This is a genomic window from Amycolatopsis sp. A133 (genome assembly GCF_031082405.1).
GTDB lineage: Bacteria > Actinomycetota > Actinomycetes > Mycobacteriales > Pseudonocardiaceae > Amycolatopsis.
The window spans coordinates 259408-282207 of the sequence record NZ_JAVHJU010000008.1 but is presented as its reverse complement, the minus strand read 5'-3'; the positions used below and the strand labels follow the sequence as shown (position 1 = coordinate 282207).

At 71.8% G+C, this 22800-nt stretch carries 22 protein-coding genes and 1 tRNA gene; 20 read left to right on the top strand and 3 right to left on the bottom strand.

What is annotated here, in order from left to right:
• Positions 1-116 precede the first annotated feature (116 nt).
• The 3 genes from Q5425_RS11870 to Q5425_RS11860 are packed head-to-tail and all read right to left on the bottom strand — an operon-like array spanning position 117 to position 4306.
• Entirely contained in the window at positions 117-1238 is a 1122-nt protein-coding gene (locus Q5425_RS11870; protein ID WP_308672209.1) for a glycerate kinase, read from the bottom strand.
• Complete coding sequence (locus Q5425_RS11865; RefSeq protein WP_308672208.1) at positions 1235-2179, bottom strand: D-glycerate dehydrogenase; 945 nt, start codon at positions 2177-2179, stop codon at positions 1235-1237. Before Q5425_RS11865 ends, Q5425_RS11870 begins: the two co-directional genes overlap by 4 nt.
• Before the next feature lie 30 nt (positions 2180-2209).
• Positions 2210-4306 carry an alpha-galactosidase gene (locus tag Q5425_RS11860; protein WP_308672207.1) on the bottom strand — a complete coding sequence of 699 codons (2097 nt, stop codon included), beginning with the start codon at positions 4304-4306 and terminating at the stop codon, positions 2210-2212.
• A gap of 76 nt (positions 4307-4382) precedes the next feature.
• On the opposite strand from Q5425_RS11860, the gene Q5425_RS11855 reads away from it, so the two are divergent.
• The 20 genes from Q5425_RS11855 to Q5425_RS11760 all read left to right on the top strand — a co-directional run bounded on the left by Q5425_RS11855 (position 4383) and on the right by Q5425_RS11760 (position 22700).
• The gene (locus Q5425_RS11855; protein ID WP_308672206.1) at positions 4383-5558 is read left to right on the top strand and encodes an ROK family protein; all 1176 of its coding nucleotides are present in this window, start codon (positions 4383-4385) and stop codon (positions 5556-5558) included.
• Positions 5559-5576: 18 nt separating this feature from the next.
• Entirely contained in the window at positions 5577-6845 is a 1269-nt protein-coding gene (locus tag Q5425_RS11850; RefSeq protein WP_308672205.1) for a sugar ABC transporter substrate-binding protein, read from the top strand.
• Positions 6842-7798, top strand: coding sequence for a sugar ABC transporter permease (locus Q5425_RS11845; RefSeq protein ID WP_308672204.1), 957 nt, complete (start codon positions 6842-6844; stop codon positions 7796-7798). Before Q5425_RS11850 ends, Q5425_RS11845 begins: the two co-directional genes overlap by 4 nt.
• The gene (locus Q5425_RS11840; RefSeq protein ID WP_308672203.1) at positions 7798-8631 is read left to right on the top strand and encodes a carbohydrate ABC transporter permease; all 834 of its coding nucleotides are present in this window, start codon (positions 7798-7800) and stop codon (positions 8629-8631) included. Before Q5425_RS11845 ends, Q5425_RS11840 begins: the two co-directional genes overlap by 1 nt.
• Before the next feature lie 21 nt (positions 8632-8652).
• On the top strand, positions 8653-9960 hold the full coding sequence (locus tag Q5425_RS11835) for a glycoside hydrolase family 27 protein (protein WP_308672202.1): 1308 nt from the start codon (positions 8653-8655) through the stop codon (positions 9958-9960).
• 163 nt (positions 9961-10123) lie between these two features.
• Complete coding sequence (locus Q5425_RS11830) at positions 10124-10933, top strand: CoA transferase subunit A (protein WP_308672201.1); 810 nt, start codon at positions 10124-10126, stop codon at positions 10931-10933.
• On the top strand, positions 10930-11688 hold the full coding sequence (locus Q5425_RS11825) for a CoA-transferase subunit beta (RefSeq protein WP_308672200.1): 759 nt from the start codon (positions 10930-10932) through the stop codon (positions 11686-11688). The genes Q5425_RS11830 and Q5425_RS11825 overlap by 4 nt, the downstream gene beginning before the upstream one ends.
• A complete protein-coding gene (locus Q5425_RS11820; protein ID WP_308672199.1) occupies positions 11685-11939 on the top strand; it encodes a hypothetical protein in 255 nt (84 codons plus the stop codon). Before Q5425_RS11825 ends, Q5425_RS11820 begins: the two co-directional genes overlap by 4 nt.
• The gene (locus Q5425_RS11815; protein WP_308672198.1) at positions 11936-13117 is read left to right on the top strand and encodes a thiolase family protein; all 1182 of its coding nucleotides are present in this window, start codon (positions 11936-11938) and stop codon (positions 13115-13117) included. Before Q5425_RS11820 ends, Q5425_RS11815 begins: the two co-directional genes overlap by 4 nt.
• 11 nt (positions 13118-13128) lie before the next feature.
• Entirely contained in the window at positions 13129-13866 is a 738-nt protein-coding gene (gene pcaH, locus Q5425_RS11810; protein ID WP_308672197.1) for a protocatechuate 3,4-dioxygenase subunit beta, read from the top strand.
• Entirely contained in the window at positions 13863-14417 is a 555-nt protein-coding gene (gene pcaG, locus Q5425_RS11805; RefSeq protein ID WP_308672196.1) for a protocatechuate 3,4-dioxygenase subunit alpha, read from the top strand. Before pcaH ends, pcaG begins: the two co-directional genes overlap by 4 nt.
• A 4-nt stretch (positions 14418-14421) precedes the next feature.
• Positions 14422-15198: a 3-oxoadipate enol-lactonase gene (gene pcaD, locus Q5425_RS11800; protein ID WP_308672195.1), complete on the top strand. Its 777-nt coding sequence runs from the start codon at positions 14422-14424 to the stop codon at positions 15196-15198.
• Positions 15195-15596, top strand: a complete 402-nt coding sequence (gene pcaC, locus Q5425_RS11795) for a 4-carboxymuconolactone decarboxylase (RefSeq protein ID WP_308672194.1) — start codon at positions 15195-15197, stop codon at positions 15594-15596. Before pcaD ends, pcaC begins: the two co-directional genes overlap by 4 nt.
• A 10-nt stretch (positions 15597-15606) precedes the next feature.
• Positions 15607-16440 carry an IclR family transcriptional regulator C-terminal domain-containing protein gene (locus Q5425_RS11790; RefSeq protein ID WP_308672193.1) on the top strand — a complete coding sequence of 278 codons (834 nt, stop codon included), beginning with the start codon at positions 15607-15609 and terminating at the stop codon, positions 16438-16440.
• A gap of 322 nt (positions 16441-16762) precedes the next feature.
• Positions 16763-17359 carry a nucleotidyltransferase family protein gene (locus tag Q5425_RS11785; RefSeq protein ID WP_308672192.1) on the top strand — a complete coding sequence of 199 codons (597 nt, stop codon included), beginning with the start codon at positions 16763-16765 and terminating at the stop codon, positions 17357-17359.
• Positions 17360-17387: 28 nt separating this feature from the next.
• Positions 17388-18257 (top strand): MoxR family ATPase, encoded by an 870-nt coding sequence (locus Q5425_RS11780; protein WP_308672191.1) that lies wholly within the window; start codon positions 17388-17390, stop codon positions 18255-18257.
• Between the two features lie 36 nt (positions 18258-18293).
• The gene (locus Q5425_RS11775; protein WP_308672190.1) at positions 18294-20063 is read left to right on the top strand and encodes a hypothetical protein; all 1770 of its coding nucleotides are present in this window, start codon (positions 18294-18296) and stop codon (positions 20061-20063) included.
• A 315-nt stretch (positions 20064-20378) separates the two neighbouring features.
• Positions 20379-20452 (top strand) — tRNA-Arg (locus tag Q5425_RS11770).
• A 30-nt stretch (positions 20453-20482) separates the two neighbouring features.
• Entirely contained in the window at positions 20483-21595 is a 1113-nt protein-coding gene (locus Q5425_RS11765; RefSeq protein WP_308672189.1) for a VWA domain-containing protein, read from the top strand.
• Positions 21588-22700: an XdhC family protein gene (locus tag Q5425_RS11760; RefSeq protein WP_308672188.1), complete on the top strand. Its 1113-nt coding sequence runs from the start codon at positions 21588-21590 to the stop codon at positions 22698-22700. Before Q5425_RS11765 ends, Q5425_RS11760 begins: the two co-directional genes overlap by 8 nt.
• Positions 22701-22800: the final 100 nt, after the last annotated feature.

The window sequence follows — 22800 nt, the reverse complement described above, 5'->3', positions numbered from 1 at the left end:
TCCCCCACAACCACAACAACCCACACACACCACCCTCACCAGCCACAACCACGATGAAACAACCCCATTGGGGCGCTTGAGCCGGATCACGAGCGCTGAGCCCGGTCCCCGAAGGCTCAGCGCGCCAGCCAGGCGCGAACCAGCTCCGCGGCGCGAGCCCGCAGCAGTTCCGGCGCATGGATCCGAGCGTGGTCCAGCGAAGGCGCGTGGTCGATCAACGCGCTGCTCCCCACCACGCCCAACCGCGCCAACCCGGCGGCATCAAGCTGGATCCGCCCCGCCAAAGCCAGCAACGGCACCTCCCGGGCCCGGGCCCGGTCCGCGATCCCCGCCGGGGCCTTGCCGTTCAAGCTCTGCTCGTCCAGCGATCCCTCGCCGGTGATCACCAGATCCGCACCGTCCAGTGCCGCGTCGACCCCGGTCAGGCCCGCGATGAGGCCGAACCCGGACTCGACGCTCGCACCCAGAGCGATCGCGGCGGCCGCCACGCCGCCGCCGGCCCCCGATCCCGGCACCTGCGAGACGTCCGGCGCGCCCCCGACCTGCAGCGCGTGTGCCCACCGCCCCAGCGCGTCGTCGAGCAGCTGCACCTCCGCAGGTCCCGCGCCCTTCTGCGGCCCGAACACCGCCGCCGCGCCGTCCGGGCCCAGCAACGGGTTCGTCACGTCCGTCGCGACCGCCACGCTCACGCCTTCCAGCCGTTCGCGCACGGGCGCCAGCTCGGTCGACGCCACCCGTATCAGGGTGCCGCCGCCCAGGCCGACCGGCGCGCCGAACGCGTCGAGCACGCCCGCGCCCAGCGCGCCCAGCATCCCGGCCCCGCCGTCGGTGCTCGCCGTGCCGCCGACCGTGAGCACCAGCCGCTTCGCGCCGTGCATCAGCGCGTCCGCCAGGAGCTCGCCGACGCCCCAGGTGTGCGCGGCCAGCGCCGTCGCCGGCGACGGCTCGACGAATTCGATGCCGCACGCCCGCGCTGATTCGACGTACGCGGTGCCGTCCAGCACCGCGTACCGCGCCGGCACCGGCTCCTCGAGCGGCCCGCGGACCGTCAGCCGCACGACCCGCGCGCCCGCTGCTTCCAGCACGTCCAGGGTCCCTTCGCCGCCGTCGGCGACGGGGCAGGTGACGATTTCGGCGTCCGGCAAGGCATCCCGCACGCCGAGCGCGATCGCCTCTGCGGCTTCGACCGCGGTGAGACTGCCCTTGAACTTGTCGGGCGCGATGACGACCCTGGTCACGGCTGCACCTCCGTCAGCGGGGGACGCCCGGCGAGCACCGCCGCGACGTTGCGCGCGGCCAGCACGGCCATCGCGGTGCGGGTCTCGACGGTGGCCGACCCCAGGTGCGGGCTGAGCACGACGTCGTCCCGGCCGAGCAGCCGCGGTTCGACCTCGGGTTCCTTCTCGAACACGTCGAGCGCGGCGCCGGCGATCTCCCCGGCTTCCAGCGCGTCGGCCAGCGCGGCTTCGTCGACGACCGGGCCGCGGGTCGTGTTCACCAGGTACGCGCCCGGTTTCATCGCGCGCAACGCGGCGGCGTCGATGAGGTGCCGCGTCTCGGGCGTCAGCGGGCAGTGCAGCGAAACGACGTCCGACCGCACCAGCAGCTCCTCGAACGACACGTACTCGGCGTCGGTGTCCTGTTTGGACCGTCCCGAGTAGACGACCGGCATCCCGAACGCCGACGCCCGCTTCGCCATCGCCCGGCCGATCTGCCCGAACCCGACGATGCCGAGCGTCTTGCCCTGCAGCCCGGAGCCGAGCAGGAAGCCGAGGTGGAACGACCACGGCGTGCGCGAGCGCAGCAGCCGTTCGCCCTCGCCGAGCCGCCGGGTGACGGCGAGCAGCAGCCCGAAGGCGAGATCGGCGGTGGCGTCGGTCAGCACACCCGGCGTGTTCGTGACGACGACCCCACGGGAAGCCAGCGCCGCGACGTCGACGTTGTCGTAGCCGACGGCGACGTTCGCGACCACCTTCAGCCCGGGGCCGGCGGCGTCGGCCAGCGTGCCGTCGAGCCGGTCGTGCAGCATCCCGACGACGGCCGACGCGCCGGCGACGAACTCGTGCAGTTCCGCAGGCGTCAGCGGACGATCGGCGGGGGAGACCGCCACCTCGCCTGCCTCGGCGAGGAGCTTCACCGCGTCGTCGGGAATCCACCGGGTCACCGCGATCTTGGCCACTCCGACAGCCTAAGGCACCCCACCGGCAATTCAGCCCACGCGCGTCAGCCGCACGACCGCGCTCGCGTACCCGCTGCCGGGAAGATCGACGTCGAGCCCGTGGCTCAGCAACACGGCCCCGTGGTGCTCGGCGCCGTCCTGGTCGCGGTAGCGCCCGGCCGGATCCAGCCCCGCGAGCCGTGGCGGGGTGAAGGGCCGCGCGAACTCCGCGGGCCGCCGCCAGAAGAAGACGACCGCGGAGGCACCGAGCACGTACTGCACCGCGGTCAGCGCCGAGACCGCCGGATCCGCCAGCCGGTACAGGGTGCCGTGCTGCACCACGGGCCGGATCTCCTTGTACAGCGCCACGAGCGACGTCGCTTCGGCGAGTTCGTCCGGCGTCCAGCGCGGCAGGTCGCCGCCGAGGCCGAGCACGCCCGCCATCGCCACGTGGAACCGGAAGCTCAGCGGTGCTTCCCGCTTCGTGGCCGGGTTCGGGCTGTCGGTCACCCAGGCCGACATCGTGCCGGCCGGGTAGATCTGGCCGTAGCCGTGCTGGATGGCGATCCGGTCGGCCGCGTCGGTGTTGTCCGACGCCCAGATCTCGTCGGTGCGCGCGAGGATCCCCAGGTCGGTGCGGCCGCCGCCGCCCGCGCAGCCCTGGATCCGCAGGTCCGGGTGGTCGGCGCGCAGCCGGTCGAGGATCGCGTACACCGCCCGCACGTGGCCGACCCACAGCCGTTGCGCGTCCGGGCCCGCCCCGGGCCAGCCGGCCTCGGTGAACGCGCGGTTCATGTCCCACTTGAGGTAGTCGATGCCGTGCTCGCCGACCAGGCGGTCGAGCCACTTGTGGGCCCAGTCCGCGACGTCGGGCCGCGCGAAGTTCAGCACGAGCTGGTTGCGCAAGGTCGTGCGGGCGCGGTGGGCCATGTGCAGCACCCAGTCCGGGTGCGCGCGGTAGAGGTCGCTGTCCGGGTTGACCATTTCCGGCTCGACCCACAGGCCGAACTGCATCCCGTGCGCGTGGACGGCGTCGGCCAGCGGCCGCAACCCGCGCGGGAAGCGCTGTTCGTTGGCGATCCAGTCGCCGAGCCCGGCCGAGTCGCCGGTGCGGGCGCCGAACCAGCCGTCGTCCATGACGAACAGTTCCGCCCCCAGCCGGGCGGCCGCCGCGGCGAGCTCGGTCTCCGTCTGCTCGTCGACGTCCCAGCCGGTCGCTTCCCAGGAGTTGTAGACGACCGGCCGCAGCTCACCGGGGTGCGGCTGGACGTACTCGCGGACGTAGGCGTGCCACCGCCGGCTGGTGCCGCCGAAGCCGTCGGCCGCGTAGAGCCCGGCGAACACCGGCGTCTCCCACGTCTCGCCCGGCTGCAGCCGCCAGCCGACGTGCTCGTGCCCGAAGCCGCCGGTCCACGTGACGCGGCCGGTGTGCGTGCGCTCCACCGTGATCCGCCAGCTCCCGCTCCACGCCAGCGCCGACGACCACACCTCGCCGGCAGTCTCGGTCGCGTCGCCGGCGTCGAGCATCACCCACGGGTTGACCTGGTGGCTGGAGGTGCCGCGACGGCTGGTGAGCGTGGTTTCGCCGACCGGCAGCGGTTCGCGCAGCACACCGTATTCGGCGCTCCACGCACCGGACGTCCGGCTCAGCCGCGCGCCCTCGCGCCGGGGGAGCGTCCAGGACGCGGAATCGGTCCGCAGCAAAGCGATCGGCTCGCCGGCACCGGTGTGCCGCAGCGACGTCCAGCGCTCGACGACGTCACCGCGGACGCGGTAGTGCAGGGACAGCTCGAGGGGGTAATGCCGGTCGGCGAGCCGCACGACGAGCGTGCCGTCTTCGAGCGCGAAGCCGTCGTAACGCCACTCGAGCGCCGAAGTCCCGTCCGGGTACCGCACGGCCAGTGCGGCGACGCCGAAGAACGCGCCTCCCTCGGCCGGGAGCTCCTGCCGCTCGTCGCCGGGCTCGTCGAAGCTGCTGTCGGCCGGGTTGCGGCGCGCGGCGACCTGCGTGGCCTGGGCCAGGGTCAGCGGCGGGCCCCAGTGGACGTGCCGCGGGCGGTCGTCGGTGTCCAGCCGGAAGGCGTACGAGCTCTCGGGGGTGCGCAGCAGCCAGAGCCGGTGCGCCGGGTCGTGTTCGACGAGCGACATGCCCGACAGCGTAGAGCCGACCAGCGCAGAAATAAATTCTTGACGAAGTTAATTAATCCTGTCTAGCCTTCGGGCCATGCCTCGCAGTGCACCGGCAAGGGCGCCGATCACCAGCCCCGCGGCCGCGACCGTGTTCACCACGGTCCTGACCGAAGGGCCGGTTTCCCGCGTCGACGTCGCCCGCCGCACCGGGCTGTCCTCCGCCGCGGTCACCAAGGCCGCCCGGCCGTTCATCGAAGCCGGCTACCTCGAAGAACTCGCCTCCGGCGGCCGCACCGCCCCCGGTGCCGGCCGCCCGGCCAGCCCCCTGGCCATCCGGCCGGACCGCGAGTACTTCGTCGGCGTCAAGATCACCGGCGACGACCTGATCGGCGTGGTCACCGACCTGCGCGCCGACGTCCGGGCCAGCGCCCACCACGCGTTGACCGGCCACGACGTCGGGGACGTCGTCCGCGCGCTGGCCGACCTCGTCGGCGAGCTCCTGTCCGGCGCCGGGCAGCTCCGCGAGCGTGCGTACTGCCTGGGCGTCGCGGTGTCCGGCGACGTCGACCGGGTGTCCGGCGTCGTCCGGTACTCCCCGTTCCTCGGCTGGCGGGACGTCCCCCTGGCCGGACTCCTCGAGGAGGCCACCGGGCTGACCGTGACCCTCGAAAACGACGTCAAGGCCCTCGCCGTCGCCGAGCAGTGGTTCGGGGAAGGCGTCGGGGCGTCGTCGTTCGCGCTGGTCACGGTGGGGACGGGGATCGGCAGCGCGCTCGTGGTGAACGGCGGCTTGATCCGCGGCGCGCACGGCGTCGCGGGCGAGATCGGGCACGTCCCGGTCGCCGACGGCGGGCCGCCCTGCCACTGCGGTGGCCGGGGCTGCGTCGAGGCGATCGCGTCCACCGAGGCGATCCTGACCCTCGCTCGCGACGTCTCCGGAGAACCCGCCCTGACCATGGAAGCCGCCGTGACGCGCGCCCGCGGCGGCGACGAACCGCTGCGGGAGGTCTTCGCCGGGGCGGGCCACGCGATCGGGCTGGGCCTGGCCGCGCTGGTCAACCTGTTCGGCCCGGAGCGGGTGGTCGTCTCCGGGGAAGGGGTCGCCACCTACGACCTGTTCGAGGACCAGATCCGCCGGACCTTCGCGGTCCAGGCGTTCGGCAGCGCCGCCCGGTGCGGCCTGGTGATCCGGCCGCTGCCGTTCGAGGAGTGGGCGCGGGGCGCGGCCGCCGTCGCCATTCAAAGTCTTTTTGTCGCCGAGAGCGTCTAAGGAGTCCCTGTGAGCCCCATGAATCGCCGAAGCTTCCTGGTCGGTTCCGTCCTCTTCGCCGGTGGCGCCGCCCTCGCGGGCTGCACGAGCGACCCGCTGAACAAGAACGCGGGCGCCGCCGGGGGAGCCAAGGTGACGCTGCAGCAGTGGTACCACGCCTACGGCGAATCCGGGACGCAGCAAGCGGTCCAGCGCTACGCCCAGGAGTTCACCAAGGCCAACCCGGACATCGCGATCAACGTCAGCTGGATCGCCGGCGACTACGAGACGAAGCTGAACTCGGCGATGCTCACCGCGCAGGCGCCGGACCTGTTCGAACTCGGCGACTTCCGGTACCAGAACGTCAAGAACGGCCTGCTCGCGCCGCTTGACGACGTTGTCGGCCCGGTCAAGGCCGACTTCAGCCCGGCCGCGCTGGACACGGTGACCGTCGACGGCAAGGTCTACGGCGTCAAGATGATCGACGACGTCATGATGCTGTACTACCGCAAGAGCGCGCTGCAGGCCGCGGGTGTCCGGCCGCCGCAGACGTTCACCGAGCTCCTCGAAGCGACGCGGAAGCTGAACAACGGCAAGCAAAAGGGCCTGTACGTCGGCACCGACGGCGTCGGCGAAGCCGCGACCCTGCTGCTCTGGTCGTCCGGCGGGGACTTCTTCGACAGCAGCGGCAAGAAGGTCGCCTTCGCCTCGCCCGAGGCGATCGCCGCGATCGGCGGGCTCAAGCAGCTGCACGACACCGGCGGCCTGCTCCAGGGCTACCCGACCGACTGGTCCGACCCGGGCGCGTTCGCGAACGGCGCCACGGCCATGCAGTGGGGTGGCCTGTGGTCGCTGCCGGACATCAAGAAGGCCCTCGGTGACGACTTCGGCGTCGTCGCGTGGCCGAAGTTCGGCGACGCCGGCAAGCCGGTCGCCCGCGTCGGCGGCTGGTACCAGCTGGCCAACGCCAAGTCGCCGAACCTCGAGGCGGCGAAGAAGTTCATCGACTGGCTGTGGATCAAGAACGCCGACCTGCAGAAGGACTGGTGCGTCAAGTACGGCTTCCACATCCCCGCCCGCAAGCCGGTGGCGGCGCAGACGACCGAGTTCTCCAGCGGTCCCGCGAAGGACGCCGTGACGATCTCGCAGCAGTTCGGCAAGTCCTACTCGGGCCTGTGGAACAAGGCGTCGGCGACGCTGTTCCTGCAGGCGGCGACGAAGATCGCGAACGGGCAGGCCGACCCGGCCGCCGAGCTCGGCGACGCGGCGAAGAAGGCGCAGGCCGAAGTCGACAAGCAGCTGGCATGACCGCCGTGGCGGAGGCACCGGCCGTCCCGGTGGCGCCGGCGAAGAAGCGCCGTCGACGTCGAGACTGGCGCGCGATCGGCGCGTTCGTGGTGCTGACCGGCCCCGTGGTGCTCGGGCTGGGGCTGTTCAAGTACGTCGCCATCGGGTGGAGCTTCCTGCTCAGCTTCAACGACGCCCGCGGCACCATCACGCTCGGGAACTGGATTGGCTTCGGCAACTACGCGTTCTTGCTCGGCGACGACGCCTTCCTGACGTCGCTGTCGACGATCGCGATCTTCACCGTGTTCATCGTGCCGATCACGTTCGCCGCCTCGCTCGGGCTCGCGGTGCTGATCAACAGCATCAAGCGGGGCCGGGCGTTCTTCCGGACGATCTTCCTCATCCCGGCGGCGGTGTCGTACGTCGTCGCGGCGCTGGTGTGGAAGATGGCGCTGTTCAACGGCCTGCCCTCCGGCGTCGCGAACGCCGTCGGCGGGCTGTTCGGGGCCGACCCGGTGCCGTGGCTGTCGACGACGAGCCCGCCGGTGTACTGGGTCGCGGTGGTGACGCTGCGGCTGTGGCTGCAGGTCGGGCTGTACATGATCCTGTTCCTGGCCGGTCTGCAGGCGATTTCGCCGTCGCTGTACGAGGCCGGCGAGCTGGACGGCACGACGAAGTGGCAGGCGTTCCGCTACATCACGCTGCCGCAGCTGCGGAACACGTCGGTGGCCGTGCTGCTGCTGATCCTGATCGCGGCGTTCCAGGCGTTCGACGAGTTCTACAACCTGTTCGGCACCGGGCTTTCCGGCACCGCGACCGCACCGGTGAAACCGCCGCTCGGATACCTGTACGACTCCGCGCTCGGCGACCAGAACTACGGCGTCGGCTCGGCGGGCGCGTTCCTGCTCACCGTGCTCATCGTCGTGATCACGCTGCTGCAGGGCCGGTTCGTCGGCTTCGGGAAGAAGGACTGATGGCCGTCCTCACCGCGCCTCGGAAAGCGCCGAAGTACGTCCTGGCCGCCGTCCTTTCGGTGCTCTTCCTGCTGCCGTTCTACATCATGCTGCGCAACGCGCTGATGACGCGGCAGCAGGTGAGCTCGCCGGACTGGTCGTGGCTGCCGGACCCGCTGTCGTGGGTCAACTTCGGCGACCTGTTCGCCGACGCGTCGGTGCCGATGGCGCACTCGTTGTGGAACTCGTTCCTGGTCGCGATCGTCACCGCTCCGGTCGGGACGCTGTTCGGGTCGATGGCCGGGTACGCGCTGGCCCGGATCAACGTGCCCGGCCGGCGCGCGGTGTTCACGTACGTGCTGGTCACGCTGATGATCCCGCAGTCGGTGACGTTCGTGCCGACGTTCGTCGTCGTCGGTTCGATGGGCGGGGTCAACACCGAGTGGGGCATCATCGCGCCGAACCTGTTCAGCGCGTTCACCGTGATCCTCTTCCGCAACTTCTACCTGCGGTTCCCGGTCGAGCTCGAAGAGGCGGGCCGGCTCGACGGGCTCGGTTACCTCGGCGTCTACCGGCGCCTGGTCCTGCCGAACTCGGGGAGCATGATCGCCTCCCTCGGCGCCCTGATGTTCATCGAAAGCTGGAACGCGTTCCTGTGGCCGCTGGTGATCGGGCAGGACCCGTCGTCGTGGACCGCGCAGATCGCGCTCTCGACGTTCCTGACCGCGCAGTCGGTCAACCTGCCGGCGCTGTTCGCCGGTGCCCTGGTCACCATCGCGCCGCTGGTCGCGATGTTCCTGGTCGCCCAGCGGTTCATTGTCCGCGGAATCGCGGCGAGCGGGCTCAAGGAGTAGATCCGTCCCGAGGAGTGTCCTGTGAAACGCTTCCTTTCCGTTTTTGCTGCGGTACTCGGCTTTTCATCCCTGGTGGTGCCGTCCGCCGACGCCCGGACGCCGTTCGTCCAGCCGTTCATGGGCTGGAGCAGCTGGAGTCTCGAGTCGTCGACCCGCGCGGGTTACGGCACTTCGTGGCTGAACGAGTCCCACGTCCGCGACGCGGCTTCGGCGATGGCTTCGAAGCTCAAGCCGGCCGGCTACATCTACGTCAACATCGATTCGGGCTGGAACGCCGACCTCTCGTGGGTGTTCCACACCGACGTCAACGGCATTCCGACGCCCGACCCGGGGCGGTTCCCGTCCGGAATCCCCGCTTTGGCGTCCTACGTGCACTCGCTCGGGCTGAAGCTCGGCCTGTACGCCGTGACCGGGCTCGAGAAGGAGGTCTACGACAAGAACGCCCCGATCCTGGGGACGTCGTGCCGCGCGCAGGACATCGCCTACCGGCCGCTGACGCCGTCGAACGGCTGGGGCGGCAACTGGAAGGTCGACTTCACGAACCCCTGCGCGCAGAAGTACTACGACTCGATCGTGGCCCGCTTCGCGTCCTGGGGTGTCGACTTCATCAAGGTCGACGGCACCACCGCGGACAACGTCGCCGATATCGCGGCGTGGTCGAAGGCCATCGACCGCTCGCGGCGGCCGATGTGGCTGACGGCGAGCGCGTGGCCGGTGCCGCGGTCCATCGGTCCGGCGCTGGCTCCCCACGCCAACGGCGTGCGGATCGACACCGACGTCGAGTGCTACTGCGAGACGGTGTCCACCTGGGACAGCTCGGTCAAGGCGCGCTGGTCGGACCTGCCGGGCTGGCAAGGGGTGTTCGGGCCGCAGTACCGGCCCGACCTGGACTCGATGCCGATCAGCAACAACACGGGGTCCGGCATCCAGGACGGCATCTCCGACGTCGAGCGGCAGAGCGTGATGACGTTCTGGTCGATGGCCTCTTCGCCGTTGTACGTCGGGGGAGACATCTACTTCCTGGACGCCGCTGCCGTGTCGATCTTGACGAACCCCGAGGTCATCGCGGTGGACCACGCCGGTTCCTACCCGGTCCAGGTCGCCGGCGGGAACCTCCAGGTGTGGAAGAAGCGCGCGCCGGACGGCCGGTGGTACGCGGCCGTCTACAACCTGGGTGCCACGCCCGCGGACATCACCGTGGACCTGGGGATTCCCGGTGCGCGGCCGGTGCGTGACCTCGTCGCGCGGAAGGACCTCGGCCGGTTCCGGGGCTCGTGGACGGCGTCTTCCGTGCCGCCCCACGGCTCCCGCCTGGTCCGGATCGGCTGAACCCGGCTTCGAAGGGGACTTTTCCCGCTGACCGTGCGGGAAAAGTCCCCTTCGTCGTGCCTGCGTCATCCATTGGGTGGAAGGAGCCTGGTCGGCTCGGCGGGGCCGTGCTATGTTCGGTTTCAGAACGAGTGTGCGTGATGCGAACAGTTCGGAGGGTGTGATGGCGGAGCTGCTGTCGCTGGAGGAGGCCGTGGCCCGGCTGGTGCACGACGGCGACACCGTCGCGCTCGAGGGCTTCACGCACCTCATCCCGGTCGCGGCCGGGCAGGAGATCATCCGGCAGCGCCGCCGGGATCTCACGCTCGTGCGGATGACCCCGGACATCGTGTACGACCAGCTCATCGGCGCGGGCTGCGCGCGCAAGCTGATCTTCTCGTGGGGCGGCAACCCGGGCGTCGGCTCGCTGCACCGCTTCCGCGACGCCGTCCAGCACGACTGGCCGGTGCCACTGGAAATCGAGGAACACAGCCACGCGGGCATGGCGAACCGGTACGTCGCCGGCGCGTCCGGGCTGCCGTTCGCGGTGCTGCGCGGCTACACGGGCACCGATCTCCCGGCGCAGACCGAGACGATCAAGCCGATCACCTGCCCGTTCACCGGCGAGCGGCTCACCGCGGTACCGGCGCTGAACCCGGACGTCTCGATCGTCCACGCCCAGCGCGCCGACCGCTCCGGAAACGTCCAGATGTGGGGCATCACCGGTGTCCAGAAGGAAGCCGTGCTGGCGGCGAAGCGGTCGCTGGTGACGGTCGAGGAGATCGTCGACGAGCTGGAGCCCCGCCCGGGTGCGGTGGTGCTCCCGGCCTGGGTGGTCTCGGCGGTGGCGGAGGTCCCGGGCGGCGCGAAACCGTCCTACGCGGCCGGCTACTACGAGCGGGACAACGCGGCGTACCAGGCGTGGGACAAGGTGGGGCGCGACCGCGACGAGTTCACGACGTGGCTGAACGAGCTGACCGGGGTGACGGCATGAGCGCGGACTACACCGCCGACGAGATGATGAGCGTCGCGGCGGCCCGCGCGCTCGGCGACGGCATGTCCTGCTTCGTCGGGATCGGCCTGCCCAGCAAGGCGGCGAACCTCGCCCGCCGCGCGCACGCGCCGAACCTGACGCTGATCTACGAATCCGGCTGCCTGGGCGCGAAGCCGTCGAGGCTGCCGTTGTCCATCGGCGACGGCGAGCTGGCCGACACGGCGGACGCGGTGATCAGCGTGCCGGAGGTGTTCAACTACTGGCTCCAGCCCGGCCGCATCGACGTGGGCTTCCTCGGCGCCGCCCAGCTGGACAAGTTCGGCAACATCAACACGACGGTGATCGGCTCGGACTACCACGACCCGAAGGTCCGGCTGCCGGGCGCGGGCGGCGCCCCGGAGATCGCGGCCTCGTGCGGCGAGGTGTTCATCGTGCTGCGCCAGAACCCGCGCGCGTTCGTCGAGAAGGTGGACTTCGTGACGTCGTTCGGCCACGGCACCGGCAAGGGTGACCGCGAGGAGCTCGGCCTCCCGGGCCGGGGCCCGACGCTGGTGGTGACCGACCTGGGCCTGCTGCGCCCCGACCCGGAGACGGCGGAGCTGACCCTCACCGAGCTCCACCCGGGCGTCGAGCTGGATCGCGTGGTGGCGGCGACGGGGTGGAAACTGAAGGTCGCCGACGACCTGAAGATCACCCCCGCCCCGACCGAGCAGGAGCTGACCGTGCTCCGAGACCTGGAGAAGGCAAGCGCATGACCGCGCGCACCCCCACCGGCCCCGTCCGCTCGGCGGGCCGGCTGCGGAGCGGCATCCCGGCGGCCCGCCTGGCGCCCGTCCGCAGCCCCTTCGAGTTGCCCGATCCGGTTCGTCCGGCGGCCGCGCTGCCCGCGAGCGTCCCGGCGTCGGCCGGCTCCCGGGCCGCCGGCGTGCTCCGCCGCAGCACCCGGCCCGTGGCGCGCTCTCCCCACGCGATCATCCTCGCGCCCACCCGGAAGGCAAGCGCATGACCGACGTCTACATCCTCGACGCGATCCGCACCCCCTTCGGCCGCTACGGCGGCGCGCTGGCCGGCGTCCGCCCCGACGACCTGGCCGCCGGGGTCCTGCGCGCTCTGCAGCAGCGCAACGACCTCGATCCGTCCACAGTGGACGAAGTCACCCTCGGCGACGCCAACGGCGCGGGCGAGGACAACCGCAACGTCGCCCGCATGGCCGCCCTGCTCGCCGGCTGGCCCACGAGCGTCCCCGGCAGCACGGTCAACCGCCTCTGCGGCTCCGGCCTCGACGCGGCCATCCAGGCCAGCCGGGCGATCCAGGTCGGGGACGCCTCGCTGGTCGTCGCCGGCGGCGTCGAGTCGATGACCCGCTCGCCGCTGGTCATGCCGAAGCCCGAGAAGGCCTTCCCCACGGGCAACCAGACCCTGTACAACACCGCGCTCGGCTGGCGGATGGTCAACCCGGCGATGCCGGAGCAGTGGACGATCTCCCTCGGGGAGTCCACCGAGCAGCTCGCCGAGCGCTACGGCATCGGCCGCGACGAGCAGGACGCCTTCGCCGCCCGCAGCCACGTCAACGCCGCCAAGGCGTGGGACGAGGGTTTCTACGACGACCTGGTGGTCCCGGTCGACGGCGTGGACCTGGCCCGCGACGAAGGCATCCGGCCCGACTCCAGCCCCGAGAAGCTCGCCAAGCTGAAGCCTGTGTTCCGCAAGGAAAACGGCACCGTCACCGCGGGCAACGCCTCCCCGTTGAACGACGGCGCCTCGGCCCTCCTCCTCGGCGACGAAGCCGCCGCGGGCCGGCTCAACGCGACCCCGCTCGCCCGGATCGCCGGCCGCGGCGCGGCGGGTGTCGACCCGGACGTGTTCGGCATCGGCCCGGTGCGTGCGGCGGAGATCGCCCTCGAGCGCGCCGGCATCGGCTGGGACGACCTGGCCGCGGTCGAGCTCAACGAGGCCTTCGCCGCGCAGTCGCTGGCCTGCCTGCGCGACTGGAAGGACCTCGACCCGGAGATCGTGAACACCCACGGCGGCGCGATCGCCATCGGGCACCCGCTCGGCGCGTCCGGCGGCCGGATCCTCGGCACCCTGGCGCACGACCTGCACCGCCGCGGTGGGGGCTGGGGACTCGCCGCCATCTGCATCGGCGTCGGCCAAGGGCTGGCCGTCGTCCTCGAAGGCCGATAAGGGAGACAACCGTGGCCACTCCGACCGGATTCAGGCTGCCGCGCTACGGGGAAGACCCCGAAGGCACCCACCCGCCCCTCGACTCCACCGGCTACCGCTCCACGGCGCTGCGGCACCCGAAGCAGGACCTCGTCCTGCTACCGCAGATGCTGACCGAGGTCACCGGGCCGCTGCTCGGCCCCGGCCGGCTCGGCGAGCACGACAACGACCTCACCCGGCAGCACGCCGGCGAGCCGCAGGGGCAGCGCATCATCGTCACCGGGCGGCTCCTCGACGGCGACGGCCGCCCGGTGCGCGACTCGCTCGTCGAGATCTGGCAGGCGAACGCGGGCGGCCGCTACCGGCACACCGGCGACCGCTGGCCGTCCCCGCTCGACCCGAACTTCGACGGCGTCGGCCGCACCCTGACCGACAGCGACGGCCGCTACACCTTCACCACCATCAAGCCCGGCGCGTACCCGTGGAAGAACCACGACAACGCGTGGCGCCCGGCGCACATCCACTTCTCGGTGTTCGGCTCGGCGTTCACCCAGCGGCTGGTCACGCAGATGTACTTCCCGGACGACCCGCTGTTCTCCCAGGACCCGATCTTCAACTCGATCCCGGACGAGCAGGCCCGGCAGCGGATGGTCTCGCGTTACGACCACGACATCACGCAGGCCGAGTGGGCGCTCGGGTTCCAGTTCGACATCGTGCTGCGCGGGCGCGACGCGTCGGTGTTCGAAGAGGAAGAGGACGAGGACGAATGACCAGGCTGCTGCCCACCCCTTCGCAGACCGTCGGCCCGTACCTCTCGATCGGGCTGCCGTGGCCCGACGGCCCGCACGTCGTGCCCGAGGGCACGCCCGGCGCGTTCTGGATCCGCGGGATCGTCCGCGACGGCAACGGCGACCCGGTCCCGGACGCCATGATCGAGACGTGGCAGGCCGACCCGGACGGCGGCTTCCGCCACCCCGACGACCCGCGCGGCGCGGCGAACGGCGAGTTCCGCGGCTTCGGCCGCTGCCCGACGGAAGCCGACGGCACCTACGGGATCCTCACCGTGCTCCCGGGCGTGGTACCCGGCGAAGGCGGCACCACGCAGGCCCCGCACATCGACGTCTCGGTGTTCGCGCGCGGGCTGCTCAACCGGGTCGTCACGCGGATCTACTTCGAGGACCAGGACAACTCCGCGGATCCGGTGCTGGCGACGGTGCCGGCGGAGCGGCGCGGCACGCTGATCGCGGCGAAGACCGACGGCGGCTACCGCTTCGACGTGCGGCTGCAGGGAGACGGCGAGACCGTCTTCTTCCGGGTGTGACACCGTGAGCGCCGTGAAGCTGCACCGGGTCGTGGAAGGACCCGGGGATGGGCCGGTGGTCGTGTTCGGCGGGTCGCTCGGCAGTGACCTGCGGATGTGGGAACCCCAGGTCGCGCCGCTGGTGGAGCGCGGCTTCCGGGTGGTCCGCTACGACGCGCGCGGGCACGGCGCGTCGCCGGTGCCGCCGGGACCTTACGAGCTCGGCGACCTGGGTGCCGACGTCCTCGGGCTCCTCGACGAGCTGGGTATCGCGCGGGCGCACCTGGTGGGCCTGTCCCTCGGCGGCATGACGGGGATGTGGCTCGGCGTGCACGCGCCGGACCGGGTCGCGAGCCTGGTGCTGTGCTGCACGTCCGCGAAGCTCGGCCCGCCGTCGATGTGGGCGGAGCGGGCCCGCACGGTCCGCGCCGAGGGCACCGCGGCGGTGGCCGAGGCCGGGGTGCACCGCTGGCTGACCCCGGGGTACCGCGAGCGGCATCCGGACCGGGCCGAGTTCCTCCGCGCGATGATCGCGGCGGTCCCGGCCGAGGGCTACGCGGCCTGCTGCGGCGCGATCGAGCGGATGGACCAGCTCGATTCCCTGCCGAAGATCTCCGCGCCGACCCTGGTGATCGCGGGCGCGGACGACCCGGCCACTTCGCCGGACGAGCACGCCCGCCCGATCGCCGAGGGCATCCCCGGCGCGCGGCTGGAGGTCGTGGCGAACGCCGCGCACCTGGGCAGCTTCGAGCAGCCGGCGGAGTTCACCCGGCTGATCCTGGACCACTTGGAGCGAGCGTGACGGACCGCCACGAGCAGGGCATGAAGGTGCGGCGCGAGGTGCTCGGCGACGAGCACGTCGACCGCGCGGTTGCGGGCACCACGGACTTCAGCCGCCCGTTCCAGGACTACATCACCGAGGGCGCGTGGGGTTCGGTGTGGTCCCGCGACGGCCTGGACCGCCGCACGCGCAGCTGCGTGACGCTGGCGGCGCTCACGGCGCTGCAGGCGCACAACGAGCTGGCGATGCACGTCCGCGCGGCGATCCGCAACGGCCTCACGGCGGCGGAGATCGGCGAGGTCCTGCTGCACACGGCGGTCTACGCCGGGGCATCGGCGGCGAACGCGGCGTTCGCCATCGCGCAGCGCACCCTGGCCGAGCTCGGCGAGCCGAGCGCCTTGCCCGCCGACGCCGGATAGGGTGCCGGGCATGGATACGGGGAGGCCGCCCTTCGAGGTCGAACTGGACAGCGAACCGGCGCACCGGGGCGCCCACCACGTGCAGTCGCTGGAGCGCGGGCTGGCCGTGATCAAGGCGTTCCACGCGGGAGCGTCCGAGCTGACCTTGAGCGACGTCGCCCGCGCCACGGGCCTCACCCGGGCGGCGGCCCGCCGGTTCCTCCTGACGCTGACCGACCTCGGCTACGTCCGCACGGACGGCAAGTACTTCTCGCTCACGGCCCGCGTGCTGGAGCTGGGCTACGCATATTTGTCGAGCATGACACTGCCGGAGGTGGCCCAGCCGCACCTGGAGCACCTGTCCGCGAGCGTGCACGAGTCGAGCTCGGTCTCGGTGCTGGAGGGCACGGACATCGTCTACGTGGCGCGGGTGGCGGTCTCCCGCATCATGACGGTGAGCATCAACGTGGGCACCCGCTTCCCGGCGCACGCGACGTCGATGGGCCACGTCCTCCTGGCCGGGCTGGACGAGGCGGAGCTGCAGGCGTACTTCGTGGTGGCGAGCCTCGACCGCTTGACGGACCACACGGTCACCACCCCCGACCGCCTGCGCGCCGAGCTGGCCAAGGTGGCCGACCAGGGCTGGGCCATGGTGGACCAGGAGCTGGAGGAAGGCCTCCGGTCAGTGGCGGCCCCGATCCGAAGCCGCACGGGCCAGGTGGTGGCGGCGGTGAACCTGTCAACGCACGCAAGCCGCACAACGGCGGAGTCGGTGAAGAAGGACCTGGTCCCCCCACTGCTCGAGACGGCCCGCGTCATCGAGGCGGACCTGGCGATCGGAGCCCCGGACCGCGCCCATGGCTGAGCTCCCGGCAGCTTCGGTGCCGCGCACGGCCGCGCCGCCGACCCCTGAGGACAGCACCCCGCCGGTCGCCGGTCTCCTGCTCGCCGCCGGGGTTGGCCGAGCGGTGGGGCCGGACCGGTCCCGTGGGTGAGCCGCAAGCGCCTGCGCCGCGGGCGGGCGCGGCGTCAGTGGGCGAGCCGCTGCGCCGGATCGCGCCTGCGGTTGAGCCGGTGACGGCCGCGCTGGTCCCCGCCGCGCCGCGGTCGGCGGCGCCGACCGACGAGCCGCTGGCCTCGTGCACCCCCGCCGCCGCACGGACCGGACCAGCGGCAAGCTCCTCCTCATGACCAGCCCACCCCCCACCCCGCCGGTCGCCGGTCTCCTGCTCGCCGCCGGCGCGGGCCGTCGGTTCGGCGGCCCCAAAGCCCTCGCCCAGGTCGACGGTGAACCTCTCGTCCTCCGCGCCCTCCGCACCCTCACCGCCGCCGGGTGCGATCCCGTCCGGGTCGTCGTCGGGGCCGCCGCCGATCAGGTCCGCGCCCTCCTGCCCGACCCGGCCCAAGCCGTCCTGGCCGAAGACTGGGCGTCCGGCATGGGTGCTTCCCTCAAAGCCGGCCTCACCGCGCTGCAATCCGTCGATGCCCCGAAAGCCGCGCTCGTGCACCTCGTCGATCTCCCCTGGGTCGGCCCGGACATCCTCACCCGCGTCTCCGCCCGCGCCACCGCCGAAACCGTTGCGCGTGCCGCCTACCACGGGGTTCCCGGTCATCCCGTGCTGCTCGGCCGGCGGTGGTGGGCCGAGATCGCCGGTGCCGCGCGCGGCGATCGCGGCGCGCGGGACTGGCTCGCCACCCGCGAGGACCTCACCCTGATCGAATGCGGTGACCTCGGCAGCGGCCGGGACGTCGACCGCCCGGGGGACCTGCCGGGACCGGCGTGAGCACCACTCGCCGCTTACGATCGACAGCGTGACGGACTCGCCCGAAGAACTCGCCGCCGCGCTGGATGCGACCGGTTACCTCGCCGATGACGGGCTTGCCACCGCGGGCTTCCTCGCCCTGCGGATGGGGCGGCCGCTGTTCTGCGAGGGGGAACCCGGCACCGGCAAGACGTCACTCGCCCTGGCGCTGGCCGCCGCGCTGGATCGGCCGCTCATCCGCCTCCAGTGCCACGAAGGCATCGACGCCGCCCAAGCCCTCTACGAGTGGGACTTCCCGCGCCAGCTGCTGCACCTGCGCGCCCTCGAGGCGGCCGGGGACGGGCACATCGACGTCGACACCGCGGAGCGCTCCCTCTACACCGAGCGGTTCCTGCTGGCCAGGCCGCTGCTGCAAGCCCTGATCAACGCCCCGTGCGTCCTGCTGATCGACGAGATCGACCGCGCCGACGACGAGTTCGAAGCCTTCCTCCTGCAGCTGCTCGACGAACACGCCGTGACCATTCCCGAGTACGGCGAAGTTCGCGCCGCCCATCCCCCGTTCGTGGTCCTGACCTCGAACCGGACGCGGGAGGTGCACGACGCCCTCAAGCGGCGCTGCCTCTACCACTGGCTCGAACACCCGGACCTGGTGCGGGAGGTCACGATCCTCCGCCGTAGGATTCCGCAACTAGGTGACATTCTGGCTCGGCAGGTCGCCGAAGCGGTGCATCGGCTTCGGGAAATGGACCTGCTGAAACCACCCGGAGTAGCGGAGTCGCTCGATTGGGCGAGAGCTCTGCTTGCTCTTAAGTGTGACGAGCTGGACGCGGCAACAGCGGCCCGGACCCTCGGTGCCGTCCTGAAATACAGCGAAGACCTCGACCGGGTGCGGGCGAAACTCGACGCCCTGTTCGCCTGACCACCGGGCGGGGTCGTAGCGGGGGAGGACCTGCGGATGAGTGTGGCGGAGACGACGGAGACGAGACCGCCGTCGGAGGCGGGACCGGATCGGCCGGGCCCGGCCGATCCGGCGACCGCCGGGCAGGGGTGGCGGGGCAAGCTCGCCGCCGTGGCCGCGGTGCTCGGCGGCACCGCGCTGATCGCCGTGCACGCCTCCCTCTACGGCCACTGGATGATCGACGACGCGGCCATCACGTTCGCCTACTCGCGCAACGTCGCCGACGGCTTCGGGCCGGTGCTCCAGCCCGGCGCCGCGCCGGTCGAGGGGTACTCCAACCCGACCTGGATGGTCCTGCTCGCCCTCGGCAAGCTCGTCGGCCTCTTCGACCACGGGACGCTCTTCGGCGTCAACGACCAGATCCTCTTCCCGAAGGCGCTCGCGCTCGCCTGCTGCGCCGGCGTCCTCGCCCTGTTCTACGCCGGCGCGAAGACGCTCACCCGCCGCCCCGCCCTGGTCACCTTCGTCGCCGGTGCCGCGCTCGCCGCGATCCCGTCGTTCGTGATCTGGTGCTTCTCCGGGCTGGAGAACTCCTTCTACGCGCTGACCGTCGCCGCGCTCGCCGTGCTGATCCTGCGTGCGGTCCAGGCCGGCAAGCTCCTCGACACCCGGATCGCCCTCGGCACCGGGCTGGTCGCGGTGCTCGCCGCGCTGACCCGGCCCGACGGGATCATCTACGCCGGCGCGTACCCGATCGTCGTCCTGCTGTTCCTCAAGCGGGAGCTGCTCGGCCGCAGCGTCCGCGCGGTCGTCCTCTCCGTCGCCGGCTTCGCCGTGCCGTACGGCGCCTACGTCGTCTTCCGCTGGTTCGAATTCGGCCGGCTGGTGCCCAACACCGCCGTCGCGAAGGGACAGGATCCGCCGAACCTCGACGACCTCGCCCGGCCCGGCGAAATCGTCTCCTACGTCGGCTGGCTGGTCGTCGCGGTCGCCGTCGCGTGCCTGGTGATGCTGATGGTGCGGCCGTCGCGGCTGCGCACCGGCCTGATCGCGCTGCTGGTGCCGTTCGGGCTCACCGTCGTCGCCTACATGGTGCTCGAGTACGACTGGATGGGGCAGCTGCGGTTCGCCACCCCGATCTGGACGCTGGGTGCGTTCGGCGGCGCGGTCGTGGTCGTCGAGGCGCTGGCCGCGGCCCGGCTGCGCGGCCGGATCGCGCTGGCGTGCCTGCTCGTGGTGGCCCTGGTCAGCTCGGTGAGCGGGCTCTACACCGAGGGCACGACCTACCGGGCCAACGTCAAGACCGCGTTCTGCATCGTGGCCGAGCGCGACGCCCAGGCCATCAACGGCTTCGCGGACATCCTGAAGCTGCCCGACACCGCCCAGGTGGGCCTCATCGACCTCGGCGGGACGTCGCTGGGCAGCCGGCTCCGGGTGCTCGACCTGGCCGGCCTCGGCGACAAGCCGATCGCCGACTACCTGCACCGCGACGACCTGGCCGGCCTGCGCGACTACGTGTTCAACCAGGCGAAGCCGGAAATGATCACGTTCATCGGCTCGTGGGTCACGACGCTGCAGTTCGACAAGGACCCGCGGTTCACCCAGGACTACGCGCTGGTTTTCCTCAACCCGCCGACCGGTGACCGGACCGTCGATTCCCGCAACTGGGTCAGCTACCACGTCCGGCGCGACCTGCTCGACAACACGAAGCTCGCGGAACTCGAGGCGTACGGCCAGAAAACGCTGACGCCGATCCTGGAAGAGAACAAGACGGCGGGCCTGCGCGGCTGCGCGAACATCCAGCCCGGCATCAAAGCTGCCGCCTGACCGAACCCCGCTCCAGAACGCCCGCCTCCATGGTCCACAAAGGACCACCGAGGCGGGCGTTCTAAATTGCGTTGCCCGTCCCGCCCGGCGTGAGGCATGCTTTTCCGGCACAGCAGACGAGACCGACCGAGAGGAGGAGATCGTGACCCGACGGCAGAACCGGAACCGCTGCGGCGCGATCTCCCGCGCCGTTCGCTGAATTCCCTTTTCTTTCCGAAGAGCTCTTCGCGCCCACCCCTCGCTACCTGGGTCGGCCGCGGCGAAGAGCGCGGTCTGCGCGCCCGTCCGGGGAGGGGCGGGTGCGCAGACCGCTCCGTCCCGGTAGCTCAGCAGGACAGAGCGCGGCGCTACGAACGCCGAGGTCCGAGGTTCGACTCCTCGCCGGGACACGCATCCGAAAACGGGCGCACAATGGAGACATGACCACCGCCGCGGATCCCGTCGCCGGGTACGCCGGGTTCGCCGCCGCGCTGCGCGAAGCCGGTGTCGCCTGCGACGCCCACCGCGTGCAGGCCTACCTCACCGCCGTCGCCGAGATCGACATCGCCGAGCCAACGCAGCTGTACTGGGCGGGACGGCTGACGCTGTGCTCGAGCCCCGACGACCTCCCGTGCTACGAAGAGGCCTTCAGCCAGTGGTTCTCGATCGAAACCACCACTCCCCGGCGCGCCAAGGCGGCCGCGCCCAAACAGGCGCGGATCGCGCCGCTCGGCGAGGCCGAAGGCGGGGACACCGAGGGCGGGCCGGGCCACGACCAGCTGAAAGTCGCCGCGAGCGGTCGGGAAGTGTTGCGTCACCGTGACCTCGCCGAGCTGACCACCGCCGAACGCGAGCACCTGCGCGAGCTGCTCGCCACCCTCCGCCCCAAGCCACCCCGGCGGCCGGCCGCCCGGAGCACGCCGTCGCGCCGGGGCCGGCTCGACCCGTCGCGCACGCTGCGCGCGATGCTCGCCAGCGGCGGCGAACCCGTGAAACTCGCGCACGTCCGGCGCGGCACCAGGCCGCGGCGGGTGGTGCTGCTCATCGACGTTTCCGGGTCGATGAGCCCGTACGCCGACGCGTTGCTGCGGTTCGCCCACGTCCTGACGCGGTCCGCGCCGCAGTCCGTCGAGGTGTTCACCCTCGGCACGCGGCTGACCCGCGTGTCGCGCCAGCTGCGTCAGCGCGACCCGGAACGAGCGATGCTCGCGGCGGGCTCCGCGGTGCCGGACTTCGCCGGCGGCACCCGGCTCGGCGAGACGCTCCAGGCCTTCCTCGACCGCTGGGGCCGGCGCGGCGTGGCGCGCCGCGCGGTCGTCACGGTGTTCTCCGACGGCTGGGAGCGCGGCGACACCGGCCTGCTCGGCGAGCAGCTCGCCCGCCTGCGCCGGCTCGCGCACGCCGTATTCTGGGTGAATCCGCACGCCGGCCGCGCGGGGTACGCTCCGGTCCAGTCGGGCATCGTGGCCGCGCTGCCCCACATCGACCGGCTCCTGGCCGGGCACACCTTGGCCACTTTGGAACGACTGCTCGGGGAGATTTCCGATGCGTGACGTACTGGACGACGTGTTCCGCCGCTGGTCCGACGGGGAGACGGTCGGGCTCGGCACCGTGGTCGCCACCTTCTCGTCGGCCCCGCGCGCGCCGGGCGCCGCGATGGTCGTGGCCCCGGACGGCACCGTCGCCGGCAGCGTGTCCGGCGGCTGCGTCGAAGGCGCGGTCTACGAACTGGCGCAGGAGGTCGTCGCCGAGCGCAGGCCCGTGCTGCAGCGCTACGGCGTCACCGACGACGATGCCTTCGCGGTCGGCCTGACCTGCGGCGGGATCATCGACATCTACGTCGAGGCGGTCGACCGCGAGTCCATGCCGGAGCTCGGCGACGTCGTCGCGTCGGTGCGGAGCGGCGAGCCGGTCGCGGTCGTCACGATCATCGAGCACGAACGCGAAGGCCTGGTCGGCGAGCACATGATCGTGTGGCCGGACCGCACCGCGGGTTCGCTCGGGTCGTCGCGGATGGACGACGCCGTGGCCGACGACGCGCGCGGCCTGCTCGCCAGCGGCCGCACCGGCACCCTCCACTACGGCCCGGACGGGCAGCGCCGCGGCGAGGGAATGGCGGTGTTCGTCAACTCCTTCGAGCCGCCGCCCCGGCTCCTGGTCTTCGGCGCGATCGATTTCGCCGCCGCGATGGCGCGCATGGGCGCCTACCTCGGTTACCAGGTCACGGTGTGCGACGCGCGGCCGGTGTTCGCCACCACCAGCCGGTTCCCGGACGCGCACGAGGTTGTCGTCGATTGGCCGCACCGCTACCTGGAGGCGGAGGCGGACGCCGGCCGGATCGACCAGCGCACGGCGATCGCGGTGCTGACCCACGACCCCAAGTTCGACGTCCCGCTGCTGGAGGTCGCGCTGCGCCTCGACGTCGGCTACGTCGGCGCGATGGGCTCCCGCAAGACCCACGACGACCGGTTCGCCCGCCTGCGCGAGGCCGGGATCACCGAGGCCGAGCTGGCCAAGCTGGCGTCGCCGATCGGCCTCGACCTGGGCGCGCGCACCCCGGAGGAGACGGCGGTGTCCATCGCGGCGGAGATCATCGCGCTGCGCTGGGGCGGCGGCGGGAAGCGGCTGGGCGAGCTCTCGGGACGCATCCACGGCTGAGTACGCCGGCCGGCCGCACAAAGTTCACCCATCCGGACTTCCGCACATACGGAGTTGCGCCCGGCGTCAGCGCGTATCTGCGGAACAGGTAGTTGAACGT

Excerpts from the sequence above, each read along its gene's own strand:
- Q5425_RS11860 (WP_308672207.1), bottom strand. The coding sequence starts at position 4,306 with ATGTCGCTCGTCGAACACGACCCGGCGCACCGGCTCTGGCTGCTGCGC.
- Q5425_RS11855 (WP_308672206.1), top strand. The coding sequence starts at position 4,383 with ATGCCTCGCAGTGCACCGGCAAGGGCGCCGATCACCAGCCCCGCGGCC.
- Q5425_RS11850 (WP_308672205.1), top strand. The coding sequence starts at position 5,577 with ATGAATCGCCGAAGCTTCCTGGTCGGTTCCGTCCTCTTCGCCGGTGGC.
- Q5425_RS11845 (WP_308672204.1), top strand. The coding sequence starts at position 6,842 with ATGACCGCCGTGGCGGAGGCACCGGCCGTCCCGGTGGCGCCGGCGAAG.
- Q5425_RS11840 (WP_308672203.1), top strand. The coding sequence starts at position 7,798 with ATGGCCGTCCTCACCGCGCCTCGGAAAGCGCCGAAGTACGTCCTGGCC.
- Q5425_RS11830 (WP_308672201.1), top strand. The coding sequence starts at position 10,124 with ATGGCGGAGCTGCTGTCGCTGGAGGAGGCCGTGGCCCGGCTGGTGCAC.
- Q5425_RS11825 (WP_308672200.1), top strand. The coding sequence starts at position 10,930 with ATGAGCGCGGACTACACCGCCGACGAGATGATGAGCGTCGCGGCGGCC.
- Q5425_RS11820 (WP_308672199.1), top strand. The coding sequence starts at position 11,685 with ATGACCGCGCGCACCCCCACCGGCCCCGTCCGCTCGGCGGGCCGGCTG.
- Q5425_RS11815 (WP_308672198.1), top strand. The coding sequence starts at position 11,936 with ATGACCGACGTCTACATCCTCGACGCGATCCGCACCCCCTTCGGCCGC.
- pcaG (WP_308672196.1), top strand. The coding sequence starts at position 13,863 with ATGACCAGGCTGCTGCCCACCCCTTCGCAGACCGTCGGCCCGTACCTC.
- Q5425_RS11790 (WP_308672193.1), top strand. The coding sequence starts at position 15,607 with ATGGATACGGGGAGGCCGCCCTTCGAGGTCGAACTGGACAGCGAACCG.
- Q5425_RS11785 (WP_308672192.1), top strand. The coding sequence starts at position 16,763 with ATGACCAGCCCACCCCCCACCCCGCCGGTCGCCGGTCTCCTGCTCGCC.
- Q5425_RS11775 (WP_308672190.1), top strand. The coding sequence starts at position 18,294 with ATGAGTGTGGCGGAGACGACGGAGACGAGACCGCCGTCGGAGGCGGGA.
- Q5425_RS11765 (WP_308672189.1), top strand. The coding sequence starts at position 20,483 with ATGACCACCGCCGCGGATCCCGTCGCCGGGTACGCCGGGTTCGCCGCC.
- Q5425_RS11760 (WP_308672188.1), top strand. The coding sequence starts at position 21,588 with ATGCGTGACGTACTGGACGACGTGTTCCGCCGCTGGTCCGACGGGGAG.